The sequence below is a fragment of the Halopseudomonas yangmingensis genome, assembly GCF_900114825.1.
GTDB lineage: Bacteria > Pseudomonadota > Gammaproteobacteria > Pseudomonadales > Pseudomonadaceae > Halopseudomonas > Halopseudomonas yangmingensis.
The window spans coordinates 43538-65958 of record NZ_FOUI01000011.1; the positions used below are offsets into that span (position 1 = coordinate 43538).

Genomic DNA, 22421 nt, shown 5'->3' on the forward strand with positions numbered 1-22421 from the left:
GGGCGTCCGGTTGGCTGGCAATGGGCTGTGATTGTGCGCGATTGCCGGCGTCCGGAAAAGGGCTGCGTGCTTGCTAGCGCAACCGCCTGCTCAGACGCCTAGAGCCTTGGGCTGGATGCCGGCGCTCAGGGTGCCCCAATGCTTGCCGTTGACCCTCAGCGGGACAAACAGCACGAACACAATGGTGCGGGTGCCTGGCAATACAAAGGTGCCCATGCTGATGTAGGTGCAGCGGTTGAGGTTGTCCAGCTCCAGTTTGCTTGGCACCACAAAGCGCATGTGGGTGCTTTGCTGGGCATCTACCCTGGGGTCGCCGGTCATGGGTTTGGAGGCAGCACTACGCGAGGCGGCCATGTAGCCGTGATTGTCCACCGGTACCATATACAGCACCCCGTCCTTGCCGCCGCTGTCCCATTCGTCGAGCAGTGGCTGGATGCGCTGGCGGTAGGCCTCTGCCCAGCTGACGGTGTGTTTCTGGCCGCCGCTGTCCGGAAGCGGGCGATACTGGCGGTCGAATACATCGATGCCTTCTGCGAACAGTGCCTGCAATTGATCCTGAATCACCTGTTGACGCTGCATCAGCAGGTCGGTGGCGCGTTCCAGATTGCCCTTGCCCAGACGGAACTGGCAGAGCCCTTGTAGCACCAGATTGGTATTGTCACGCTGGGTGTCGGCCTGGGCGAAGGTGTCCTGCATGTGTTTGCTGATGGTCAGGCTGAGGTCGCGAATCTCGTTGCCGTGGCGGTGGCTCTCGGAATTGGTGGCGGTGAGTTGTTCCAGCGCGCTACTGACCATCAGCAGGTCATCATTGGCGGTCTGGAAGTCAAATACCATCTGTTCGAACTGGTCGGCTGCAGTACTTACCGCCTGGCCAGCGCTGTCCGATTGATGTTGCATCAACTGGGTCTGTTCGGCGGCACCGGCCATGGCATTGAGCATCTGTTCCATCAGCGTGCCGATCTGGTCGGCGGCTGTGCCAACCTTGATCGACAGATTACGGACTTCATCGGCCACCACGGCAAAGCCACGGCCTTGTTCTCCGGCACGGGCGGCTTCAATCGCTGCGTTCAGGGCCAGCATGTTGGTTTGCGCGGAAAAGTCCTGCACGGTGGTAAGAATGCTGCGTATCTGCCCTGAGGTGCTGTCGAGGGCTTCGATATTGCTCTTGAAGCCGGCCATCGCTGCACTGATCTGCTGCATTTGTGAGCGTGCATCGGCCAGCTGCTGCTGGGATGTGCGCGCGGCATCCAGATTACGGCTGTTCATTTCGGTGATGGTGCCAGTGCGTGCGCTGATATCCTGCAGCGCCCGAGTGGTTTGGTCGCTGGCCTGAAAGATCAGTTCCGAGAGGCTCTGTTGCTTGCCGGCATCTCTGGCGGCCTGCTCAGCCAGAACCCGGCTGTAGGCCGAGCTGGTAGCTATCTGCATACTCTGTTGCTGGAAGTTGATGATCATGTCGCGCAGGCGACGGGTAAAGCTATTGAATTCGCCGATGGCACTGTCCGTTTGCGCCTGATCATCATCGTCGCTGCTGAGATCGATCTGTTCGGCATTAGCCTGCTCCAGTCGTCCGTGCAGGGAAGGCCGGGCCGTGCGAGATGACCAGAGTCTGCTTATGTTCATGCGCCCCTCGGACATTATTGTTGTGTGTGTTGAATCGTCTCTCGATCTTATCTATAGCACGCCAGGAAGAGTAATGGCATTTCGGTCAATTAATGGGCTGAATCGCGCAGTATCATTGGCGGACAAATCTGTCAGAAGCGAGTCCGTTTTGTCAGTAATGCCTTTCCATGTCGGCGCTTGTCAACAGGCCAACAATGCGGGCAGGGCGCCTGGGGTGGGCCTGTTCCACATACAGCGCATCCACGTCTTCAGCCTGCAGGCGTTGCCAGGCCTCGGCCAGGGTTGACTGGATGTCCACCGACTGCAGTTCCAGGCGTTGGCCGGGTAGTTCCAGCAGGTCAATCAGTGGCTCGCTGGTGGTTTCGTCCTGGCTGTCGCTGTGGGCCGTCAGCCAATGGGACAGTGCGGCGGCCTGCAGGGCGATGCGTGGCGCCTGCTGGTTGTCCCGCTCCACCAGCAGCCAGCCGGGATTGCTGGCCAGCAGGGCAGTGGCCTGGGCACGGTCTATCTGGCGTGGAGTGGTTTCAAAGTTGCGCTGCATGGCGGCGGCCACAGACAGGCGTGACAGCACCTGGATCAGCGGTTTTTCCCGGGCCTCCATCAGGCTGCCGGTGGCAAAAAAACCGCGGCAACCCAGCTGCCTGGCAGTGAGCCCGGCAATCACTACAGCCAGCATGCCGGGCATGATCATCGAGGGACTGTGCGTGAGTTCGAGGATGGCCATCAAGGCTGCCAGGGGAGCCTGAAGTACAGCGCCCATCATCGCCGCCATGCCTAGGGTGACGAATACCGCGGCGCTGGCTGCCTGTTCCGGCATCAGGCTGGCGGCCAGCAGGGCGGTCAAGGCACCAATGGCGCCGCCGATGACCAGAATAGGGCCAATGATACTGACCGGTACACCACAGGCCACAGTAATGGCGGTGAGTAGCAGCTTGCCCAGTGCCAGCACCAGCAGGATCTGCAGAGGCAACTGGTGATCGAGCATCAGTTGCAGGCTGTCATAGCCCATGCCCTGCACCTGCGGATACCACCAGGCAACGCCTGCGGTGAGTAGCCCGGCCATGCAGAAGCGGAGCCAGATTGGAGCAATTGTCGGGCGGGTTGAATGGGCAATGCGCACAAATAGTGCGGCGAGGATGCCAACCAGCAGGGCGCCGACCACTATCCATGGCAGATTCCACAGGGATTCCAGCTGCATGCCGGGAATCGAGAAGGCCGGTTGCGGGCCGTATACCAGCTGGGTCACCAGTGCGGCGGTAAAGGAGGCCAGGATAACCGGCATAAAGCCGAGCATGGTGTATTCCATCATCACCACTTCCATGGCGAAGATGACCCCGGCAATCGGCGTGTTGAAGGAGGCGGAGATGCCGGCGGCGGCGCCACAGGCGGTCAGCACCCGCAGGCTGTTGTTGGGCAGTCTCAGGCTGGCACCGAGGCCGCTGGCGGCGGCGGCACCAAGATGTATGGCCGGGCCTTCGCGGCCGGCTGACAGGCCGCCAAGCACAGACAGCAGGCCAACCCACCATTGGGTCAGCCAGTTGCGCAGGGGGAATCTGCCCTGATGCAGGGTCAGCCGCTCTATTACATGGCTGATGCCGATACGGCGGCCGGCGCTGGGTTGGCGCCACAGCCAGATGCCGATCAGCAGTACCGCCAGCAGGGGCAGCAGGCTGCGCAGTTCCGGGGACAGTTGTTCAAAGGCTTCCGGATTGCCATCCGCCAACCAGAGTGTTGCGCCAAGCTGCAGCAACATCCTGAAGGCCACCATCAGCAGGCCGGCAAGCAGACCACTGACCAGGCCCAGCAGGCAGAGTTGCGGGAGCGCGTCCAGCGACGCCAGCCGCTGTCGAAATCGCTCAAGGTCTGGTTGCGGCAGTCGCAACGTATCTACTCCTGAAGGGGGGGCGGATCAGGCAAGGGAAGCCCGTCTGGATTATCAGGCTTCCTGTCGGCTGGCTCAAGTCGCCACGCCTGCGGTTTCAGCCAGCCTGCAGTGCCTGGGTTTCAAGTTCCTTGCGCAGGGCATCCGGTAGTTGCAATTGACGGGCCAGTTCATCCAGGTAGGCGCGCTCCATGAAACTTTGCTGATCCACCATCAGCAGGCTGGCCAGGTACATCTCGGCGGCCAGTTCCGGACTGCTGGCAGCGGCACTGGCGACCTCCGCAGGGTCGAGGGGCTTCTGCAGCTCGCGGTCGAACCATTGCAGCAGGCTCTGGTCGTTGCTGAGCCGGGCGATTTCGTTGTCGATCAGTTCGCGCTCGCGCTGATCAATGTGCCCATCGGCCTTGGCGGCGGCAATCAGCGCGCGCAGTATGGCCTGGCTATGCTGTTCCGCCTGGGGCGCTGGCAGTCGGTCAACCGTCTGAATCGGTTGTGCCTGAGGCGCTGCGCCAGTCTGGTTCTGCTGGTAGTTCTGCCAGGCTTTCCAGGCGACTACGCCGAGGGCGGCAAGCCCGCCGTAGGTTATCGCCTTGCCGCCCATCTTGCGGGCCTTTTTGCTGCCCAGCAGCAGACTGATGGCGGCGCCACCACCGGCACCGGCCAGCAGACTGCCGAGCGGCGATGCGCCGGAGCGATTGCCTTGGGGCGCGCTTGCCTGGTTGCTGTTGCCTTGCAGAAGATCGGTACCGGACTTTAGAAGCTGATCGAGCAGACTGCGGGTGTTCATGGTTGCTGGGTTCCCATAGATGATATGCACAGGGTCAGACCAGCAGTGTTGATCGTCGTTCCCTTGCCTGCCTAGCGTCCGGCGAGCAGTTGGCAGAAGGCGTCCTCGGTGACGGCCGGGCTGAACAGGTAGCCCTGATAGTTGCTGCAGCCCTGCTCCAGCAGGAAGGCCAGCTGTTGTCCGGTTTCCACACCCTCAGCGATCAGGTCCATGTTCAGGCTGCGCGCCATGGCGATGATGGCGCGCACTATCTCGGCATCGTTGCCATCGCGCGTACAGTCACGGATAAACGACTGATCGATTTTCAGCAGGTCGACCGGCAGCCGTTTCAGGTAACTGAGCGATGAATAGCCGGTGCCGAAGTCGTCGATGGCAAAGCGAATACCCAGATTGCGCAGCTGGTGCATCTTGGCAATGGTGTCGTTGACGTTCTGGATCACCATGCCTTCGGTGATTTCCAGTTTCAGCGCCTGGGCAGGGATGCCGTGCTGGCTGATTGCGGCGGCCACCTCGTCAACAAAGCCGCTTTGGCGGAACTGCCTGGGGCTGATATTGATGCTCAGGCAGAACTGCTGCGGGTCTATTCGCCGTTGCTCCAGCAGGCGGGCAATGAAGCGGCAGCCCTCGTGCAGCACCCAGCTACCGGCGGCGAGAATCTGACCGCTTTCTTCCAGTACCTCCATAAATGCACCTGGGCCGACCAGACCGCGCTCCGGGTGCTGCCAGCGAATCAGTGCCTCGGCGCCAATAATGCGCTGGCTGCTGGCGTCCATCTGCGGCTGGTAATGCAGGCAAAATTCTTCGTTCTGCAAGGCCTGACGTAAATCGGTTTCCAGAGTCAGGCGCTGACTGGCGGCAATTTGCATTTGCTGCTCAAAGAAGGCAATGCCGTCCCGTCCACTGGCTTTTACCTGATACAGGGCAATGTCGGCACGCTTGAGCAGATCATCCGGGTTGTCACCGTGCTCGGGTGCCAGTGCAATGCCGATGCTGCAACCCAGCTGCAGGGTGTGCCCTTCGACCTCCATTGGCGCGGCCAGGGCTTGGCGCAGCTTTTCTGCAGTGTTGCGTACCTGTCGAACTATCTCGGTGCTGCTGCCTTTCAGGCCGGTCAGCAATACCACGAACTCATCGCCGCCAAGGCGTGCTACGGTGTCGGTCTTGCGCAACTCATCCAGCAGGCGTGTGGCAATCTCCTGGAGTACAGCGTCACCCCGGGAATGTCCCAACGAGTCATTGATGTGCTTGAAATGATCCAGATCGAAGAACATCAGGGCGCAATGCAGCTGGTGACGTTCCAACAGGCCCAGATGTTGTTGCAAACGGTCGTGCAGCAACAGGCGGTTCGGCAAGTCGGTCAGCGCATCGTGGCTGGCCTGGTGCTTGATGCGTGCCTCGATCAGTTTTTGTTCGGTGATATCACGGCAGGTCAGCAGGATGCAGTCACGCCCGTCCAGCTGAACGCGCTCGGCGGATACAGAAACAATCAGGCTGCGTCCCGAGCGATGATTGAGCTGCATTTCGCGCATGCTGACCCTGCCTTCGCGCCCCAGTGCCTGTAGCAGGCTGCGGCGTTCGTGGCTGTTACTCCAGATATCAAGCTCATTCTCCCGTCGACCGATGGCTTCCGCTTCACTGTAGCCGGTCAGCCGGGTGAAACTTTCGTTGATGTCAAGGAAAGCGCCAGTGGCCATATCGGAGATGCTGATCGCATCCGGACTGGACTTGAACGCCTTGACAAACTTGTCCTCCGAGGCGCGCAGCGCCAGCTCGGCCTGCCGGCGGGCAGTGACATCCTTGAAGCTGGACAGGGTACGGCTGTGGTTTTCCACTTCAATAAAGTTGCTGGAGACTTCACAGTGCAGTACCCGCCCGTCCTTGGTCAGAAAGTCCGCCGGATGGCTGCGCAGGCGGCCTTCGCGCAGCAGTTTCTCGATCACCGCCGGGCGCGCATCCATGTCCTTCCAGAAGTTGATGTCCTTGGCGGTTTTACCAATAACGTCTTCCGGCTGAAAGCCGAACAGTTCGGTAAAGCTCTGATTGATCTCGATAAAACAGGCCGTTTTCTTGTCGAACAGTGCATAGGGTTCGGGGGCCTGCTGGAACAGCAGGGAGAACTTGGTTTCACTGAGCTTTAGTGCCTGTTCGGCGGCTATGCGGTCACTGATGTCGTGTGCCATCGACAACCGGCAGACGTCACCATTAATTCCGATTGATTCAACATACACCAGGCAGGTCTTCAGGTTGGTATTGCGACAGGCCAGCTGGCATTCGAACTGGGTGACACGACTGTTGCGGGCAAACAGATCGAGCAGTTGCTGACGCTGTTGTGGGCTGCTCCATAGTTCGATCTGATCGGAGGACTTGTCCAGTACGTCGGCATTGGTCCAGCCAAACAGTCGCTCGAAGGCCAGATTGATGGCCAGTACCCGACTGTCACTGACCCGTGTCAGCATGCTGGCGATCGGCATGCGACTGAACAGGGCCATGAAGCTTTCGGGATGCTCATTGTTGCTGCGCTGGGTCATGTTGCCCCTTGCAAAATCCGGCAGGCGTCAGGGTGAGCACTCCAGCATGCCCCGTCGCATTGTTCTTATGCCACCAAGTTAGCCGTTTGGCCGCTCAGGCACAAGGCCATTGCGCATTGCTTCGTTGCTGATACAAGTCATCAGTCAGCGTCATGTCGCAGCAGCTCGATCAATGCCTCGGCAGCATTCGACAGGGTCCGGCCGCTGTGCCAGATCACTCCGAGACGGCGCTGCAGCGCCACGCCGGGTATTGGCAGGGCTCGCACCTGATTATCCAGCATGGTGCGTGGCAGTACGCTCCAGGCCAATCCGATCGATACCATCATCTTGATTGTCTCGAGGTAGTTGGTGCTCATGCCGATATCCGGACGTATGCCGTGCTGCTCGAACAGGCCGCTGACCACCCGGTGGGTAAAGGTGTTGGCGCCGGGGAATACCGCCGGGTAGTCGGCCAGCTGACGCAGGCTGACCCGTTCGCGGCCGGCCAGCGGATGTTCCGGGGCGATCACGAAATCCAGCGGGTCATTCCAGATGGTGGCGGCCACCAAGGGGGGCTCGACCTGCGGGGCCAGGGTGATGATTGCCAGTTCGACGTTGCCACGCAGCACCTGATCGTAGGCGACCTCGGAGTCGAGAAAGTCGATATCCAGCGCCACCCCCGGATAGGCCTTGGTGAAGCGTCGCAACACCGGCGGCAGACGGTGCAGGCCAATATGGTGGCTGGTGGCCATGCTCAGCCGCCCGCGTACCTGTCCGGACAGCTTGCCCAGTGCCCGGCGGGTGTCGGTGAGGGTCTGCAGGACCAGTTCTGCTCGTGGTTTGAGGGCGCGCCCGGCCTCGGTCAGGGTGACATGCCGGCCGATACGGTCGAACAGTCGAGCATCCAGTTGCTGTTCCAGTAGGGCGATGCGTTTGCTTACCGCTGGCTGAGTGATATGCAGTTGCTCGGCAGCGCGGGAGAACGAACCGCTGTCGGCTACCGCAAGAAAGGCGCTGAGGTTGGCGGTATCCACTATGGATTCCTCTTGGTTATCCAATGCATGAATATTATGAATTGGCGTTATTCATTGCGCGAGGATAGCATGCCCCTGTCATGAAAACGTCCGTGGCGCACAACGACGCTGCGGCACAGCCTGATCCGGGAGTTCACATGTCTGCCAAGACGCTGTACGACAAGCTCTGGGACAACCACCTCGTCAAGCAACGGGATGATGGTTCCGCCCTTATTTATATCGACCGTCACCTGTTGCATGAGGTGACCTCGCCGCAGGCCTTTGAAGGGCTGCGCCTGGCCGCACGCAAGCCGTGGCGGATCGATGCCAACCTGGCCACGCCAGACCACAACGTGCCAACCACCAACCGTGCGGCTGGCATCAGTGGTATCGAGGACGAGGTGTCCAAGCTGCAGGTGGTGACGCTTGACGAGAACTGCGATGACTTCGGCATTCTCGAATTCAAGATGACCGACCGCCGCCAGGGCATCGTGCATGTGGTTGGCCCGGAGCAGGGCGCCACCCTGCCGGGCATGACCATCGTTTGCGGAGACTCGCACACCGCCACCCACGGCGCCTTCGCGGCGCTGGCGCATGGTATCGGCACCTCCGAGGTCGAACATGTGCTGGCTACCCAGTGTCTGGTGGCGAAGAAGATGAAGAACATGCTGGTCAAGGTCGAAGGCAAGCTCGGTTTTGGCGTGACCGCCAAGGACATAGTGCTGGCGGTGATCGGCAAGATAGGTACCGCCGGCGGCAACGGCCACGCCATCGAGTTCGGTGGTTCGGCAATTCGCGAGCTGTCGATGGAAGGCCGCATGACCATTTGCAATATGGCCATTGAGGCCGGTGCGCGGGTAGGGCTGGTGGCCTGCGACGAGAAGACCGTCGCCTACGTCAAGGACCGCCCCTATGCGCCCAAGGGCGCTGACTGGGAGCGGGCCGTGGCGGCCTGGCAGGATCTGGTGTCGGATGCCGATGCACAGTTCGATACGGTCGTGGAGCTGGATGCCGCCGAGATCAAGCCGCAGGTGTCCTGGGGTACATCGCCGGAGATGGTGGTGGCAGTGGATGCGCTGGTGCCGGACCCGGCGGCGCAAACCGATGCGGTCAAGCGCAGCGGTTACCAGCGGGCCCTGCAGTACATGGGGCTTGAGGCCAATCAGCCGATCAGCTCGATCAAGGTCGACCGGGTGTTTATCGGCTCTTGCACCAATTCGCGGATCGAGGATCTGCGGGCCGCCGCTGCCGTGGCCAAGGGTCGCCGGGTGGCGGCCAGTGTCAAGCAGGCGATGGTGGTACCGGGTTCCGGGCTGGTCAAGGAGCAGGCCGAGCGCGAGGGGCTGGACGTGATCTTCAAGGCTGCCGGTTTCGAGTGGCGTGATCCGGGCTGTTCGATGTGCCTGGCGATGAACCCCGATCGCCTGCAGGCCGGCGAGCACTGCGCCTCGACCTCCAATCGTAATTTCGAGGGGCGTCAGGGCAATGGTGGGCGTACCCACCTGGTCAGTCCGGCAATGGCTGCTGCCGCTGCGGTAGCCGGTCATTTTGTCGATGTTCGCGAGATGCTCAACGAGGAGGGCCGCGCATGAAAGCCTTTACCCGGCATACCGGTCTGGTCGCGCCGCTTGATCGCGCCAACGTGGACACCGACCAGATCATTCCCAAGCAGTTCCTGAAGTCGATCAAGCGCACCGGCTTCGGTCAGAACCTGTTCGACGAATGGCGCTATCTGGATGAGGGCTATCCCGGGCAGGATTGCTCGGTGCGCCCGCTGAACCCGGAGTTTGTGCTCAATCTGCCGCGTTATCAGGGTGCCAGCGTGCTGCTGGCACGCGAGAACTTTGGCTGTGGCTCGAGTCGCGAGCACGCACCCTGGGCGCTGGACGAGTACGGTTTCCGTAGCGTGATTGCGCCGAGCTTTGCCGATATTTTCTTTAATAACAGTTTCAAGAATGGCTTGTTACCCATTGTTTTGACTGAAGAAGAGTTGGATGAGTTGTTCGAGCAGGCGCAGGCCGAGGAAGGCTATCAGCTGACCGTCGACCTGGCAGCACAGACGGTTACCCGTCCCGATGGTAAGCAATATGTCTTCGAGGTCGACGAGTTCCGCAAGCATTGCCTGCTCAACGGGCTCGACGATATCGGCCTGACCCTGCAGGACGCCGATTCGATCCGCGCCTTCGAGGAAAAACACCGTCAGAACCAGCCATGGCTGTTCGGCGCGATCAAGTAACGAACAGCTTTCCTGAGGAAAACCATGAGCAAGAACATTCTGATTCTCCCCGGCGACGGTATCGGCCCGGAGATAGTCGCAGAGGCGGTAAAGGTGCTGGAAACAGCCAATCAGCGTTTTGGTTTGGGTGTGCAGCTCAGCCATGACGATCTGGGCGGTGCGGCCTATGACCGGTACGGTGTGCCGCTGGCCGATGAAACCCTGGAGCGCGCCCGCGCCGCCGATGCCATTCTGCTCGGTGCGGTGGGTGGCCCCAAGTGGGACAGTATTGATCCGGCGCTGCGCCCCGAGCGTGGCCTGCTGAAAATTCGCTCGCAGCTGGGGCTGTTTGCCAACCTGCGTCCGGCAATTCTCTATCCGCAACTGGCGGCGGCCTCGTCGCTGAAGCCTGAAGTGGTTGCCGGTCTGGATATCCTGATCGTGCGTGAGCTGACCGGAGGCATCTATTTCGGCCAGCCGCGCGAGCGTACCGAACGCGATGGCCAGCGCATGGCCTACGACACCTTGCCCTACAGTGAAGGCGAGATCAGCCGGATTGCCCGGGTCGGTTTCGACATGGCAATGGTGCGCAACAAAAAACTCTGCTCGGTGGACAAGGCCAATGTGCTGGCCTCCAGTCAGCTGTGGCGCGAGGTGGTGGAAGAGGTGGCGCGCGATTACCCCGAGGTCGAGCTGTCGCACATGTATGTCGATAACGCGGCCATGCAGCTGGTGCGTGCGCCCAAGCAGTTCGACGTGATGGTCACCGACAACATGTTCGGCGACATTCTGTCGGACGAGGCCTCGATGCTGACCGGCTCGATCGGCATGCTGCCCTCGGCATCGCTGGATGCCAACAACAAGGGCATGTACGAACCGTGCCACGGCAGTGCACCGGATATTGCCGGGCAGGGTATCGCCAACCCGCTGGCGACCATTCTTTCGGTGTCGATGATGCTGCGTTACAGCCTGAATCAGCCGGCCGCTGCCGATGCCATCGAACAGGCGGTCAGCCGGGTGCTGGATCAGGGGCTGCGCACTGCCGATATCATGGCCGAAGGTTGCCGCAAGGTAGGTACCGCGGAGATGGGTGACGCCGTGGCCGCGGCCCTGAAAAACCTGTAATCTGTTGTGCTTTTCGCCGCGCCCGGGCCTGCCCGGGCGCAGTTGCCGTTGAATTGTTACCCCATGGGGGTTGTTGTCATGAAAAAAGTAGGTCTGGTTGGCTGGCGAGGCATGGTCGGTTCCGTGCTGATGCAGCGCATGCGTGAAGAAAACGATTTTGCCGGTATCGAGCCGTACTTCTTTACCACTTCCAACGTCGGTGGCAAGGGACCGGATATCGGCAAGGACACCGCGCCGCTGCTGGATGCCTACGACATCGAGGCGCTGAAGCCGATGGATGTGATCATCACCTGTCAGGGTGGCGACTACACCAGCGCGGTTTTTGCCAAGCTGCGTGGCGAAGGCTGGAACGGCTACTGGATCGATGCCGCTTCGACCCTGCGCATGGAAGATGATGCGGTGATCATTCTGGATCCGGTCAACCGTCGTAACATCGACCAGGCGGTGCGTGATGGCATCAAGACCTACGTGGGTGGCAACTGTACCGTGAGCCTGATGCTGATGGGGTTGGGCGGGCTGTTCGAGAATGGCCTGGTCGAGTGGATGAGTGCCATGACCTATCAGGCCGCCTCCGGCGCCGGTGCGCAGAACATGCGCGAACTGATCAGCCAGATGGGTTCGATCAACGCCAGTGTCGCCGCTGAGCTGGCCGATCCGGCCAGCGCGATTCTGGACATCGACCGCAAGGTTGCCGAAACCCTGCGCAGCGATGCCATGCCGGTCGACAATTTCGGTGTGCCGCTGGCCGGCAGCCTGATTCCCTGGATCGACAAGCAACTGCCCAACGGTCAGAGCCGCGAGGAGTGGAAAGCCCAGGCCGAGACCAACAAGATCATCGGCCGCAGTGGTCGCCCGATTCCTGTGGATGGCATTTGTGTGCGCATCGGCGCCATGCGCTGCCACAGCCAGGCGCTGACCATCAAGCTGAACAAGGATGTGCCGCTGGCCGATATCGAGGCCATGCTGGATGCGCATAATCCCTGGTCGAAGGTAGTGCCGAACGACAAGGAAGCGACTGTGCGTGATCTGACGCCGACTGCCGTCACTGGCACTCTGACTGTTCCTGTGGGTCGCCTGCGCAAGCTGAACATGGGGTCGCAGTACCTGTCGGCCTTCACCGTCGGTGACCAGTTGTTGTGGGGCGCGGCAGAGCCGTTGCGGCGCATGCTGCGCATCCTGCTGGAAGGTTGATGAACCAGGCCCGCAGCAACGCGGGCCTGACTGTCAAAGGCATCCCGTCAGTGGGGTGCCTTTTTGTTTTTCGCTGTATCTGATGTTTTCAAGGAGTATGCATGTCCGCACAAAAGGCCATCGCCATCGTTGGTGCCAACTCATTGCAGGGCGAGGCGCTGCTGGCGGTTCTCGAGGATCAGGATTTCGGCTTTGCCGGGGTTCATCTGCTTGACGTGGCCGAGGAGGCGGGCGGCCGACTGATGCTGCACGGTCAGAGTCTGCGTGTCGAGCCGCTGGAAAGCTTCGATTTTTCCAGCGTGGCAGTGGCTTTGATGGCGCTGGAGCCGGAGCAGGTGATTGCCTGCATGCCGCGCATTCGGGAGGCTGGCTGTATTGCCGTAGATGCCTCCGGAGCACTGCGCTCGGTTACCCGTGTGCCTCTGGTCGTGGCAGCCATCAACCCGCAGGCACTGGCGTCAGCCGTCGAGGCCGGCGCGGTGAACTGTCCCGATGCGCAAACCTTGCTGACCGCCCAGGTGGTCCATCCGTTGCTGGCCGAGGCCGGTGTCCAGATGCTATCGGTTGCGACCTATCAATCAGCTTCGACCCTCGGGCAGTCAGGGCTTGAGGCGCTGGCGTTGCAGACAGGCAAGCTGCTGAACGGTCAGCCAGCTGACGCAGGACTTACCGGCAGGCAAATGGCTTTCAACCTGATCCCCCGTCTGGGTTTGCTGGACGAGTCGGGTAATACGCAGGATGAGTTGCGCATGGTTAATGATTTGTGCGTGCTGTTTGATCTGCCTGAATTGCCGGTACAGGTTACCCAGGTGTTGGTGCCGGTGTTCTATGGTTCTGCCCAGGTTATTCAGGTGCAGAATCAGGAGGCGCTGGAGGTTGCACGGATTCCGGTCCTGTTGCGGCGTAACCGTAATCTCAAACTGCTGGACAAGCCGGCCGATAACGGCTTCCCGACGCCGATAGAGCAGGCCAGCGGTAGCGACAGGCTCTGGGTGGGGCGCATCAGACAGAATCCACAGGATCCCCGTTTGTTGCAGTTGTGGGCAGTGGCGGACAATTTCCGTGCCTGTCTGGCAATGAATCAACTGCAGGTCACTCAGTTATTGATAAAAGACTTTTTGTAATCAATACTTGCACTGATTTCCTCGGGGATGTACTGATCTGTGGTATTAGGGCTTGCGTGTCAGGGATGCCCTCCGGTAGCCGTGTGACTGTGGTCGTGCCTATGGCCCATTGGGGCATATTGCCTTCCGGGGTGCTTTGGGGTTGTCCGCCACAGGGTCGGTGCAAGACAAAACGATAAAAGCAAAGGATTCAGGCTATGGTTCGGAAACTGGTTTTGGCTGTTGCTGCGGCAAGCGCGCTGATGTCGTCCGGTATGGTGAATGCGCTGGGAGTGGGTGACATCAAACTGCGCTCGACGCTCAACCAGCCTCTTGATGCAGAGATCGAGCTGCTGCAATTGCGCGATCTGACCAGTACCGAAATCCTGCCACGACTGGCTTCACCCGATGACTTTGGCCGTGCCGGCATCGATCGCAGTTTCTTTCTTACCGATCTGACCTTTACACCGGTAGTACGGCCGGATGGCAAGGGTGTGATTCGGGTAACCTCGAATCGCCCTGTGCGCGAGCCTTTCCTGAGTTTTTTGATGGAAGTTCGCTGGCCGTCTGGCCGCGTTCTTCGCGAATTCACCCTGCTGCTTGATCCGCCGCTTTACCAGCCGGTTGCCGTTACCGCTTCGGCGCCCGCTGTGCCGGCCGCTCAAGCCGCACCGGTGCGTCAGGCACCCGTAACCCAGGCTGCCCCGCGTCAGGCTGCATCAGTTGCTGCGCCGAGCCCTGCTGCTGCGCCGCGGCCGGCTGACGGGCGCATGCAAACCTCGCGTAACGATACCTTGTGGGGGATTGCTTCACGTCATGCGCCGGCGGGTGCCAGCGTTCATCAAACCATGCTGGCGATCCAGGATCTTAATCCCCAGGCCTTTATCAACGGCAACATCAACCAGATGCGTGCCAACCAGCAACTGCAGCTGCCTGATGCCAGTCAGGCCAACTCCCGCAGCCGTGCCGAAGCACTGGCCGAGGTGCAAAAACAGAATCAGGCATGGCAGAGCCGCACCCAGCCAACCGGTGAGCGCCAGCTGGATGCCCGTCAGCGCGATACCGCGGCACCAGCACCGGCGACGGCTCCGCGTGGCGATACCCTGCGACTGGTTGCAGGAACCAGCGAGCAGGTGGAGGGCACGGCTGCGGATGGTACTGGCACCGGTAATGCAGCAGCGGATGCCCGCCTGCGTGACACGCTAGATATGACCAAGGAACAACTGGATGCTGCAGAACGCGAAAAGCAGGAGCTGAATACCCGCTTGCAGCAACTGGAAGGCCAGCTGGATGCGGTACAGCGCCTGCTCGAGCTTAAGGATGGCCAGCTGGCATCCTTGCAACAGCAGCTGGCCCAGGTAGATGCCGGTTCTCCGCAAGCGCAAGAGCTGACGTCGGCTATTACCGAGCTGGAAAACCAGTTGCAGGAGTCCATGCAGCCGGTAACTGAAGCCGAATCAGAAGGCGAGTCTGAGGTCGTTGCCGCAGACGCTGAAGCGATTGCAGATGTCCTGCCCGTGCAGGCAGATAGCGAAGCAGAGGTGAGCGACGAGGCGCCGGCAGTTGCGCAAGACAGTGTTGCCGTGACTGAAACGGCCGAATCCCCGGTTGTACTGGATCAACAGTCTGACCCTGTTGTGGCGCCAGCCAGTGAACCCGTGTCGCAGCCGGCTTCGGCTCCGGTTCAGCCGGTAGCGCCAAGCCAGTCGCTGCTGCAGCAAATGATGCAGAACCAGATGCTGATGCTGGGTGGTGGCGTGGTTGCCATTCTGCTGCTGCTGTTGCTGCTGATGAATCTCTCTCGCCGCAATGCACGCCGTGAAGCAGAAATTCAGCAGAGTTACAGGGTTGCCCAGCAGCCTGATGAACTGGAGCCGGTTGCAGAAGACGACTCTTTTGCAGCGGCCTTTGATCAGGTCGAGACAGCGGCAGCCGAGGAAGATACAACGGCAGATCTGCTCGCCAACGTAGAAGCCATGATTGCCTACGGCAAACTGGATGAGGCCGAAGCGCTGCTTGTCGATGTCTTGCAGGCTGAGCCTGATAACGCTGATGTTCGCCTGAAGCTTTTGGAGGTTCAGGCACTTAAGGGCAATGCCGAAGGTTACGTTGAGCAGGCCCGTCAGCTTGAGCGTGCCGGCGGGCATGCCGATTCGCTGGCTACTATGCATGCACGTTTCCCGGTAATGGCTGCCATGCTGGCGGGTGGTGTGGCTGCGGCGCAGTCAGATGCTCAGCAGAGCATGATCGAAGATATGCTAACGCCGCAGAATGAGCCTGCTGCGTCTTCTGACGACATCGATCTTGATTTTGATTTCAGCGAATTTGAACAGGCGCTGGAGTCTGATGGCAGTGGGGAGCAAACAGAAGCCTCCATTGATCTGACCGATGCCTTGCCTGTGGCAGGCGAGTCAGCTGAATCCGATCAGGGCTTCGATCTGGATTTTGATCTTTCCGAGTTTGATGATGTCGAGAAGTCTGCCGAGACTACCGGAGCTACAGCGGAACAGCCCACAGAAGCGGAGGCTGATCCCTTTGCGATGGATGACGGTTTCGGTATGGATCTTGGTTTCGACCTTGATGCGCCTGCAATCGCTACAGAGTCGGAGCTGGATATCGAAGACCTGCCGGATCTTCAGGGGCATGAGCTGAATGAAATAACCGAGGACGAGCCGGCTGCTCCAGTTGAGCCTGTCGTCGAAGAAGACCTTCTGGATCTGGACGGTGAGCTCAGTGCCGATGATTTGCTGGCTGCATTCGATGCGGAGCAGCAAGTGCAGGCTCCCCCGTCTGAGCCGGAACAGGACCTTGATACTGAAATGCCGTCACTCAGTGACGAGGACCTGGAGAACTTTGCCGACGAGTTCGCTGCCAGTCTGGACGCCGAGGCTGAGGAGATAGGGCTTGAAGCTGCTCAGCCGTCAGCGCCTGCAGAGTCAGAGCTTGAAGTGTCATCAGCGGAGCAGGCATCGGAAAGCGATGAGGACTTCGACTTCCTTGCCGATACGGATGAGTGTTCCACCAAGCTGGATCTGGCCCGGGCCTACATTGACATGGGTGATGACGAGGGTGCGCGCGATATCCTTGGCGAGGTGCTGGAAGAAGGTAATGATCAGCAGCAGCAGGAAGCCCGCACGCTGATGGAGCAACTGGGTTGATTGATGTCTGATCTCCGCACTGACGCGGCCGCCCACGGGGCGGCCGCTGTGTTTTCACGTATCGCCGCCTGTATCGAATACCGTGGCACCGCCTACCGTGGCTGGCAGCGCCAGCAGCCGGGTGTGGCCAGTGTGCAGGAAGCGGTTGAACAGGCGTTGTCGCGGGTGGCCAATCACCCTGTGCAGGTCAGCTGTGCCGGGCGCACTGATGCCGGTGTGCATGCCTCCTGCCAGGTGATCCATTTTGACAGCAACGCCCGCCGTGCGCCGCTGAACTGGATTCATGGGGTGAACGCCAACCTGCCGGCGGATATCAGCATGAGTTGGGCCTGCGTGGTGCCGGACAGTTTCCATGCGCGGTTCTCGGCCATGGCCCGGCGTTATCGTTATGTGATCTATAACGATCCAGTCCGTCCCGCGCACCTGGCCCACGAGGTGACCTGGAATTACCGTCCGCTGGATCTGGCGCGCATGCAGCGGGCTGCGCGGGCGCTGGTTGGTGAGCATGACTTTACCTCTTACCGGGCGATTGCTTGTCAGGCCAAGTCGCCGGTGAAGACGGTACATCACCTTGAGCTGATCCGCTTTGGGCGTTTTATCGTGCTGGATATCCGTGCCAATGCCTTTTTGCATCATATGGTGCGCAATATCGCCGGGGTGCTGATGCAGATCGGCACCGGTGAGCGGCCGGAGGAATGGGCGGCCGAGGTGCTGGCTGCGCGCGACCGTCGCGCGGGCGGCCTGACGGCTCCGGCCTATGGTCTGTATCTGGTGGACGTCACCTATCCCGAGCAGTATGAATTGCCGCAGCGTTATATGGGGCCGCACTTCCTGTCTGCGCTTAACCCTGCAGACTGACGCTGGCAGGCGGTTCTGCTACTATCGGATGCCTTGCAAACTGAAGCGATAACCCATGGTGCGTATCAAGATCTGTGGCATTACCCGCGTTGAGGATGCGCTGGCAGCGGCCGAGGCCGGTGCGGATGCCATCGGGCTGGTATTCTATGCCCCCAGCCCGCGCGCGGTGGATGCACAGCAGGCTGCTGCGATTGTGCGGGCATTGCCACCCTTTGTGACCAGCGTCGGGCTCTTTGTGAATGCCACTGAGGCCGAGGTGCGCGGGGTTTTGGCCGAGGTACCGCTGGATCTTCTGCAGTTCCATGGTGATGAGCCGGAAGAATTCTGTCTGCGTTTTTCCAGGCCCTATCTGAAGGCCATCCGCATGCGCGATGATCTGGACTTGCAGGCGCAGGCGGCAAACTGGCCGAGCGCCAGCGGGATACTGCTGGACAGCTATACACCGGGGGTGCCCGGTGGCACCGGCGAGACCTTCGACTGGCAGCGCATACCGCAGCAGCACGACTGGTCGCTGGTGCTGGCCGGTGGTTTGCGAGTGGACAACGTGCAAACGGCCATTGCTGAATGCAGGCCGTGGGCAGTGGATGTAAGTGGCGGGGTAGAGCAGGCCAAGGGCATCAAGGATGTCGAGAAGATCAAAGCTTTTATTCGTGAGGTGAGGCGTGGCTGATTCAACCCGTATCGATTTTGCCGCAGTTCCCGATCAGCGTGGCCATTTTGGCCCCTATGGCGGTCGTTTCGTATCCGAGACCCTGATGGATGCGCTGGAAGAACTGGAGACCCTGTACAACCGGCTGTCTGCTGATCCGGACTTTCAGGCCGAGTTTGACCACGATCTGGCGCACTATGTGGGCCGGCCCTCACCGTTGTATCTGGCCGAGCGCCTGAGCGACAAGGTGGGTGGTGCGCGTATCTGGCTGAAGCGTGAAGACCTGAATCACACCGGCGCGCACAAGGTCAACAACACCATTGGCCAGGCGCTGCTGGCCAAGCACATGGGCAAACCGCGGGTGATTGCCGAGACCGGTGCCGGCCAGCATGGGGTGGCGACCGCTACCGTGGCCGCCCGTTTGGGTCTGAAATGCCAGGTTTATATGGGTGCCGAGGACGTCAAGCGCCAGGCCCTGAACGTGTATCGCATGAAGCTGCTGGGCGCCGAGGTGATCCCGGTGACCTCGGGTTCGAAGACCCTCAAGGATGCGATGAACGAAGCCATGCGCGACTGGGTGACCAACGTCGACGACACCTTCTACATCATCGGCACCGTGGCCGGCCCGCATCCTTATCCGAAGCTGGTGCGCGATTTCCAGTGCGTGATCGGTCGTGAGGCGCGGGCCCAGAGCCTTGAGCGTTTCGGTCGTCTGCCGGATGCGCTGGTGGCCTGTGTTGGCGGTGGCTCGAATGCGATTGGCCTGTTCCATCCGTTCCTCGACGATGAGGGCGTGGCCATCTACGGAGTCGAGGCGGGCGGCCTGGGCCTGGCGACCGGTCAGCACGCAGCGCCGCTGAACGCCGGTCGCCCCGGTGTGCTGCATGGCAACCGCACCTACCTGATGGAAGACGAGGCCGGGCAGATCATCGAGACCCACTCGGTATCAGCCGGCCTTGACTACCCGGGTGTCGGCCCCGAGCACAGCTGGCTGAAGGATATTGGCCGGGTCAGCTATGTGGATGCTACCGATGAAGAGGCGCTGTCGGCATTCCGCGAGCTGACCCAGACCGAAGGCATCATGCCGGCGCTGGAGTCCAGCCACGCAGTGGCCTATGCGATGAAACTGGCGAAAACCATGCGCCCGGATCAGCACATAGTGGTCAACCTGTCCGGTCGCGGTGACAAGGATATTCATACGGTTGCCGGTATCGACGGCATCACCATCTGAACGAGAGTGACATGAGCCGAATTCAAGCCTGTTTTGCCAAACTTCAAGCGGCCGGTCGCAAGGCGCTGATTCCCTACGTAACCGCCGGTGACCCGCAGCCACAGATGACAGTGCCATTGATGCACGAACTGGTGGCCGCCGGTGCCAACATTATCGAGCTGGGTGTGCCGTTTTCCGATCCGATGGCTGATGGTCCGGTGATCCAGCTGGCCATGGAGCGCGCACTGGCACACCACGTCAGTCTGAGCAATGTGCTGGATATGGTTCGTGAGTTCCGCCAGCGTGATAGCGAAACCCCGGTGGTGCTGATGGGTTACCTGAACCCGGTTGAGCGCATGGGCTACGAAAACTTTGCCAATGCGGCGGTCGAGGCCGGAGTAGATGGCCTGCTTACCGTGGATCTGCCGCCGGAGGAGTCCGACGAGGTGATAGGTCTGTTCCGTGAGCGGGGCCTGGACTGCATCTTCCTGTTATCGCCGACCACCACCATGAGCCGTGCGGCCAAGATCTGCGCCCGTGCCAGCGGCTATGTTTACTATGTTTCGCTGAAAGGTGTGACCGGGTCCAGTGCTTTGAACGTCGATGAAGTGGCAGCACGACTCGAACAGCTGCGCAGCGTGACCGATTTGCCGATCGGTGTCGGTTTCGGCATCCGTGACGGGGCTTCGGCGGCGGCGGTTGCCGGTGTTGCCGATGGCGTGGTGGTCGGCTCGGTACTGGTCAACCGCATTGCCGAGAATGTCGATGATCTGCCGGCGGCACGTGCTGCCATTGTGGCGGTTATCAGTGAGATGCGGGCGGCCATGGACCGCTGAGCATCCCCGCGCAACAACGCGAACAACCTGAACAGACAAGAAAAGGATTGGTGATGAGCAACTGGCTGGTGGACAAACTGATTCCTTCCATCGTGCGCTCCGAAACAAAGAAGAGCAGCGTGCCGGAAGGTCTGTGGCGCAAGTGCCCGTCCTGTGACGCGGTCCTCTACCGTCCCGAACTGGAAAAGAATCTGGATGTGTGCCTGAAGTGCAACCATCACCTGCGGATCAATGCGCGGCGTCGACTGGACCTGTTCCTGGACCCGGAAGACCGTCAGGAGCTGGGCGCTGAGCTGGAGCCTGTTGACCGGCTGAAGTTCCGCGACACCAAGAAGTACAAGGACCGTCTGGCAGCAGCACAGAAGGATACCGGCGAGAAGGATGCACTGGTGGTGATGCAGGGCCGGCTCAAGGGCATGCCGCTGGTGGCTAGCGCTTTCGAGTTCAACTTTATGGGCGGCTCGATGGGCAGTGTGGTCGGTGCACGCTTCGTGCGCGGGGCCGAACGCGCCCTGGAGCAACGCATTCCCTATGTCTGTTTCTCCGCCTCTGGCGGTGCGCGTATGCAGGAAGCGCTGTTCTCGCTGATGCAGATGGCCAAGACCAGTGCGGCACTGGCGCGCCTGCGCGAGGAGGGTCTCCCGTTCATTTCGGTGATGACCGATCCGGTGTATGGCGGTGTATCTGCCAGCCTGGCGATGCTCGGTGATCTGAATGTGGCCGAGCCGAATGCATTGATCGGTTTTGCCGGTCCACGGGTGATCGAGCAGACCGTTCGCGAGAAGCTGCCAGCCGGTTTCCAGCGCAGTGAGTTCCTGCTGGAGCATGGGGCGCTGGACATGATTGTCAGCCGTCTGGAAATGCGTGACCGGCTGGCTTCGGCACTGTCGATGCTGACCGGTGCGCCGGCGCCGGCGCCCTCTGCTGAGCAGGCGCTGGATGCTGTCGCGGATGAGGCGTCTGATGACGCGTAACCTGCCGCAGTGGCTCGCCTATCTCGAGCAACTGCACCCCAGCACTATCGATATGGGTTTGCAACGGGTCGCCGAAGTGGCGGCCCGTTTGCATGTGGATCGTCCGGCGCCGCTGGTGATCACCGTTACCGGTACCAACGGCAAGGGCTCGACCTGTGCTGCTCTGGAGGCGCTATTGCTGGCTTGCGGCCGGCGGGTTGGCTGCTACAGCTCGCCGCACTTGCTGCAGTACAACGAGCGGGTGCGCATCGCTGGCCAGATGGTTGCTGATGCTGACCTGTGCCAGGCCTTTGCCGCTGTCGAACAGGCGCGCGCTGAGATTTCCCTGACCTATTTCGAATTTGGCACCCTGGCCGCCCTCTGGCTGTTCAGTCAGGCCGGGCTGGATGTGGTTGTGCTTGAAGTGGGGCTGGGCGGCCGGCTGGATGCGGTGAATGTGGTGGATGCCGATCTGGCGATTCTTACCAGTGTCGGGCTGGATCACCAGGAATACCTGGGCACGACCCGCGAGTCAGTGGCCTTCGAGAAGGCCGGTATCCTGCGTCCCGGGATTGCCGTGGTTTGTGGTGAAACCGATCTGCCGTCAAGCTTTGTCGCACGGGTTGATGAGCTGGGCTGCCGTCTGCTGCAGCGTGGTGTGAGCTGTGACTGGCAGGCGCTGGACGGGCAGGGCTGGCAGGTGCGCCTGTGTAGTTTGCAGGCTGAGTCGGTCAGTCTGTCGCTGCCTGACGTCAGCTTGCCGCGCAATAACCTGCTACTGGCTTTGCAGGCCTTGCACTGGCTGGCCCTGTTGCCGTCTGCAGAGGCCTGTGCAGCGACGCTGGGTGCCTTGCGCATGCCGGGGCGCATGGATCGCCGTTGGCTGCACCGTGATGGAAAGAGTCGCCAGCTGTGTCTGGACGTTGGCCACAACCCGCATGCGGCGGCGTATCTGGCCGCGCAACTGGCGGAACGCCCACAGTCCCGTTGTGCGGTTTTTGGCGTGCTCGCCGACAAGGATCTTGATGGCATTCTTGATCAGCTCAAGGGTTCCTTTGAACACTGGTATCTGGCAGCGCCAGATTGCCCTCGGGCGCTGCCCGGCGCGCAGTTGCTCACCGCGGTGCAGCAGCATGGATGTGCGGCAACCCTTGCCGCCACGCTTCCCCAGGCGCTGGAGCAGGCTCTGGCTAGTGTGGACGAAAAGACTGAGGTGCTGGTGTTCGGTTCGTTTTTTACAGTTGCCGAATGTCTGCAATACCTGCAGTCGAGTGACTGGCGGATGCACGACTGATTCGCCCTGTGCATAAT

The 22421-nt window shown here is 60.7% G+C and carries 17 protein-coding genes; 12 read left to right on the plus strand and 5 right to left on the minus strand.

Annotation, left to right across the window (positions count from 1 at the left end; all coding sequences use genetic code 11):
• Positions 1–90: 90 nt before the first annotated feature.
• From BMZ23_RS10600 to BMZ23_RS10620, 5 genes are all read right to left on the minus strand, one after another.
• Positions 91–1623: a methyl-accepting chemotaxis protein gene (locus BMZ23_RS10600; RefSeq protein ID WP_177197268.1), complete on the minus strand. Its 1533-nt coding sequence runs from the start codon at positions 1621–1623 to the stop codon at positions 91–93.
• A gap of 151 nt (positions 1624–1774) precedes the next feature.
• Positions 1775–3505 (minus strand): chloride channel protein, encoded by a 1731-nt coding sequence (locus tag BMZ23_RS10605; RefSeq protein ID WP_093476650.1) that lies wholly within the window; start codon positions 3503–3505, stop codon positions 1775–1777.
• 97 nt (positions 3506–3602) lie between these two features.
• The gene (locus BMZ23_RS10610; protein WP_093476653.1) at positions 3603–4292 is read right to left on the minus strand and encodes a tellurite resistance TerB family protein; all 690 of its coding nucleotides are present in this window, start codon (positions 4290–4292) and stop codon (positions 3603–3605) included.
• Between the two features lie 71 nt (positions 4293–4363).
• On the minus strand, positions 4364–6820 hold the full coding sequence (locus tag BMZ23_RS10615) for a sensor domain-containing protein (RefSeq protein WP_093476656.1): 2457 nt from the start codon (positions 6818–6820) through the stop codon (positions 4364–4366).
• Positions 6821–6960: 140 nt separating this feature from the next.
• Positions 6961–7833, minus strand: coding sequence for a LysR family transcriptional regulator (locus BMZ23_RS10620; protein WP_093476659.1), 873 nt, complete (start codon positions 7831–7833; stop codon positions 6961–6963).
• 137 nt (positions 7834–7970) lie between these two features.
• Between BMZ23_RS10620 and leuC the strand changes: the two genes are divergently transcribed.
• From leuC to folC, 12 genes are all read left to right on the plus strand, one after another.
• Entirely contained in the window at positions 7971–9404 is a 1434-nt protein-coding gene (gene leuC / locus BMZ23_RS10625) for a 3-isopropylmalate dehydratase large subunit (RefSeq protein WP_093476662.1), read from the plus strand.
• Entirely contained in the window at positions 9401–10048 is a 648-nt protein-coding gene (gene leuD, locus BMZ23_RS10630; protein WP_093476666.1) for a 3-isopropylmalate dehydratase small subunit, read from the plus strand. The genes leuC and leuD overlap by 4 nt, the downstream gene beginning before the upstream one ends.
• A 24-nt stretch (positions 10049–10072) precedes the next feature.
• Positions 10073–11152 carry a 3-isopropylmalate dehydrogenase gene (gene leuB / locus BMZ23_RS10635; protein ID WP_093476669.1) on the plus strand — a complete coding sequence of 360 codons (1080 nt, stop codon included), beginning with the start codon at positions 10073–10075 and terminating at the stop codon, positions 11150–11152.
• Positions 11153–11230: 78 nt separating this feature from the next.
• The gene (gene asd / locus BMZ23_RS10640) at positions 11231–12343 is read left to right on the plus strand and encodes an aspartate-semialdehyde dehydrogenase (RefSeq protein ID WP_093476672.1); all 1113 of its coding nucleotides are present in this window, start codon (positions 11231–11233) and stop codon (positions 12341–12343) included.
• A gap of 101 nt (positions 12344–12444) precedes the next feature.
• Positions 12445–13467, plus strand: coding sequence for an aspartate-semialdehyde dehydrogenase (locus BMZ23_RS10645; RefSeq protein ID WP_093476675.1), 1023 nt, complete (start codon positions 12445–12447; stop codon positions 13465–13467).
• A gap of 197 nt (positions 13468–13664) precedes the next feature.
• Entirely contained in the window at positions 13665–16604 is a 2940-nt protein-coding gene (locus BMZ23_RS10650) for a FimV/HubP family polar landmark protein (RefSeq protein WP_093476678.1), read from the plus strand.
• Between the two features lie 3 nt (positions 16605–16607).
• Positions 16608–17462, plus strand: a complete 855-nt coding sequence (truA, locus tag BMZ23_RS10655) for a tRNA pseudouridine(38-40) synthase TruA (RefSeq protein ID WP_093476681.1) — start codon at positions 16608–16610, stop codon at positions 17460–17462.
• Positions 17463–17517: 55 nt separating this feature from the next.
• The gene (locus BMZ23_RS10660) at positions 17518–18132 is read left to right on the plus strand and encodes a phosphoribosylanthranilate isomerase (RefSeq protein WP_093476684.1); all 615 of its coding nucleotides are present in this window, start codon (positions 17518–17520) and stop codon (positions 18130–18132) included.
• Positions 18125–19342, plus strand: coding sequence for a tryptophan synthase subunit beta (trpB, locus tag BMZ23_RS10665; protein ID WP_093476687.1), 1218 nt, complete (start codon positions 18125–18127; stop codon positions 19340–19342). The genes BMZ23_RS10660 and trpB overlap by 8 nt, the downstream gene beginning before the upstream one ends.
• 11 nt (positions 19343–19353) lie before the next feature.
• Entirely contained in the window at positions 19354–20157 is an 804-nt protein-coding gene (gene trpA, locus BMZ23_RS10670) for a tryptophan synthase subunit alpha (RefSeq protein WP_093476690.1), read from the plus strand.
• 53 nt (positions 20158–20210) lie between these two features.
• Complete coding sequence (accD, locus tag BMZ23_RS10675) at positions 20211–21131, plus strand: acetyl-CoA carboxylase, carboxyltransferase subunit beta (protein ID WP_093476693.1); 921 nt, start codon at positions 20211–20213, stop codon at positions 21129–21131.
• Complete coding sequence (folC, locus tag BMZ23_RS10680; RefSeq protein WP_093476795.1) at positions 21118–22404, plus strand: bifunctional tetrahydrofolate synthase/dihydrofolate synthase; 1287 nt, start codon at positions 21118–21120, stop codon at positions 22402–22404. The genes accD and folC overlap by 14 nt, the downstream gene beginning before the upstream one ends.
• The last annotated feature ends 17 nt before the right edge of the window (positions 22405–22421 follow it).

What these genes read in the sequence shown, in the direction of transcription:
- leuB (WP_093476669.1), top strand. Translation starts at nt 10,073, where the DNA reads ATGAGCAAGAACATTCTGATTCTCCCCGGCGACGGTATCGGCCCGGAG.
- trpA (WP_093476690.1), top strand. Translation starts at nt 19,354, where the DNA reads ATGAGCCGAATTCAAGCCTGTTTTGCCAAACTTCAAGCGGCCGGTCGC.
- BMZ23_RS10650 (WP_093476678.1), top strand. Translation starts at nt 13,665, where the DNA reads ATGGTTCGGAAACTGGTTTTGGCTGTTGCTGCGGCAAGCGCGCTGATG.
- BMZ23_RS10615 (WP_093476656.1), bottom strand. Translation starts at nt 6,820, where the DNA reads ATGACCCAGCGCAGCAACAATGAGCATCCCGAAAGCTTCATGGCCCTG.
- BMZ23_RS10660 (WP_093476684.1), top strand. Translation starts at nt 17,518, where the DNA reads ATGGTGCGTATCAAGATCTGTGGCATTACCCGCGTTGAGGATGCGCTG.
- BMZ23_RS10610 (WP_093476653.1), bottom strand. Translation starts at nt 4,292, where the DNA reads ATGAACACCCGCAGTCTGCTCGATCAGCTTCTAAAGTCCGGTACCGAT.
- asd (WP_093476672.1), top strand. Translation starts at nt 11,231, where the DNA reads ATGAAAAAAGTAGGTCTGGTTGGCTGGCGAGGCATGGTCGGTTCCGTG.
- BMZ23_RS10645 (WP_093476675.1), top strand. Translation starts at nt 12,445, where the DNA reads ATGTCCGCACAAAAGGCCATCGCCATCGTTGGTGCCAACTCATTGCAG.
- truA (WP_093476681.1), top strand. Translation starts at nt 16,608, where the DNA reads ATGTCTGATCTCCGCACTGACGCGGCCGCCCACGGGGCGGCCGCTGTG.
- leuD (WP_093476666.1), top strand. Translation starts at nt 9,401, where the DNA reads ATGAAAGCCTTTACCCGGCATACCGGTCTGGTCGCGCCGCTTGATCGC.
- leuC (WP_093476662.1), top strand. Translation starts at nt 7,971, where the DNA reads ATGTCTGCCAAGACGCTGTACGACAAGCTCTGGGACAACCACCTCGTC.
- BMZ23_RS10600 (WP_177197268.1), bottom strand. Translation starts at nt 1,623, where the DNA reads ATGAACATAAGCAGACTCTGGTCATCTCGCACGGCCCGGCCTTCCCTG.
- accD (WP_093476693.1), top strand. Translation starts at nt 20,211, where the DNA reads ATGAGCAACTGGCTGGTGGACAAACTGATTCCTTCCATCGTGCGCTCC.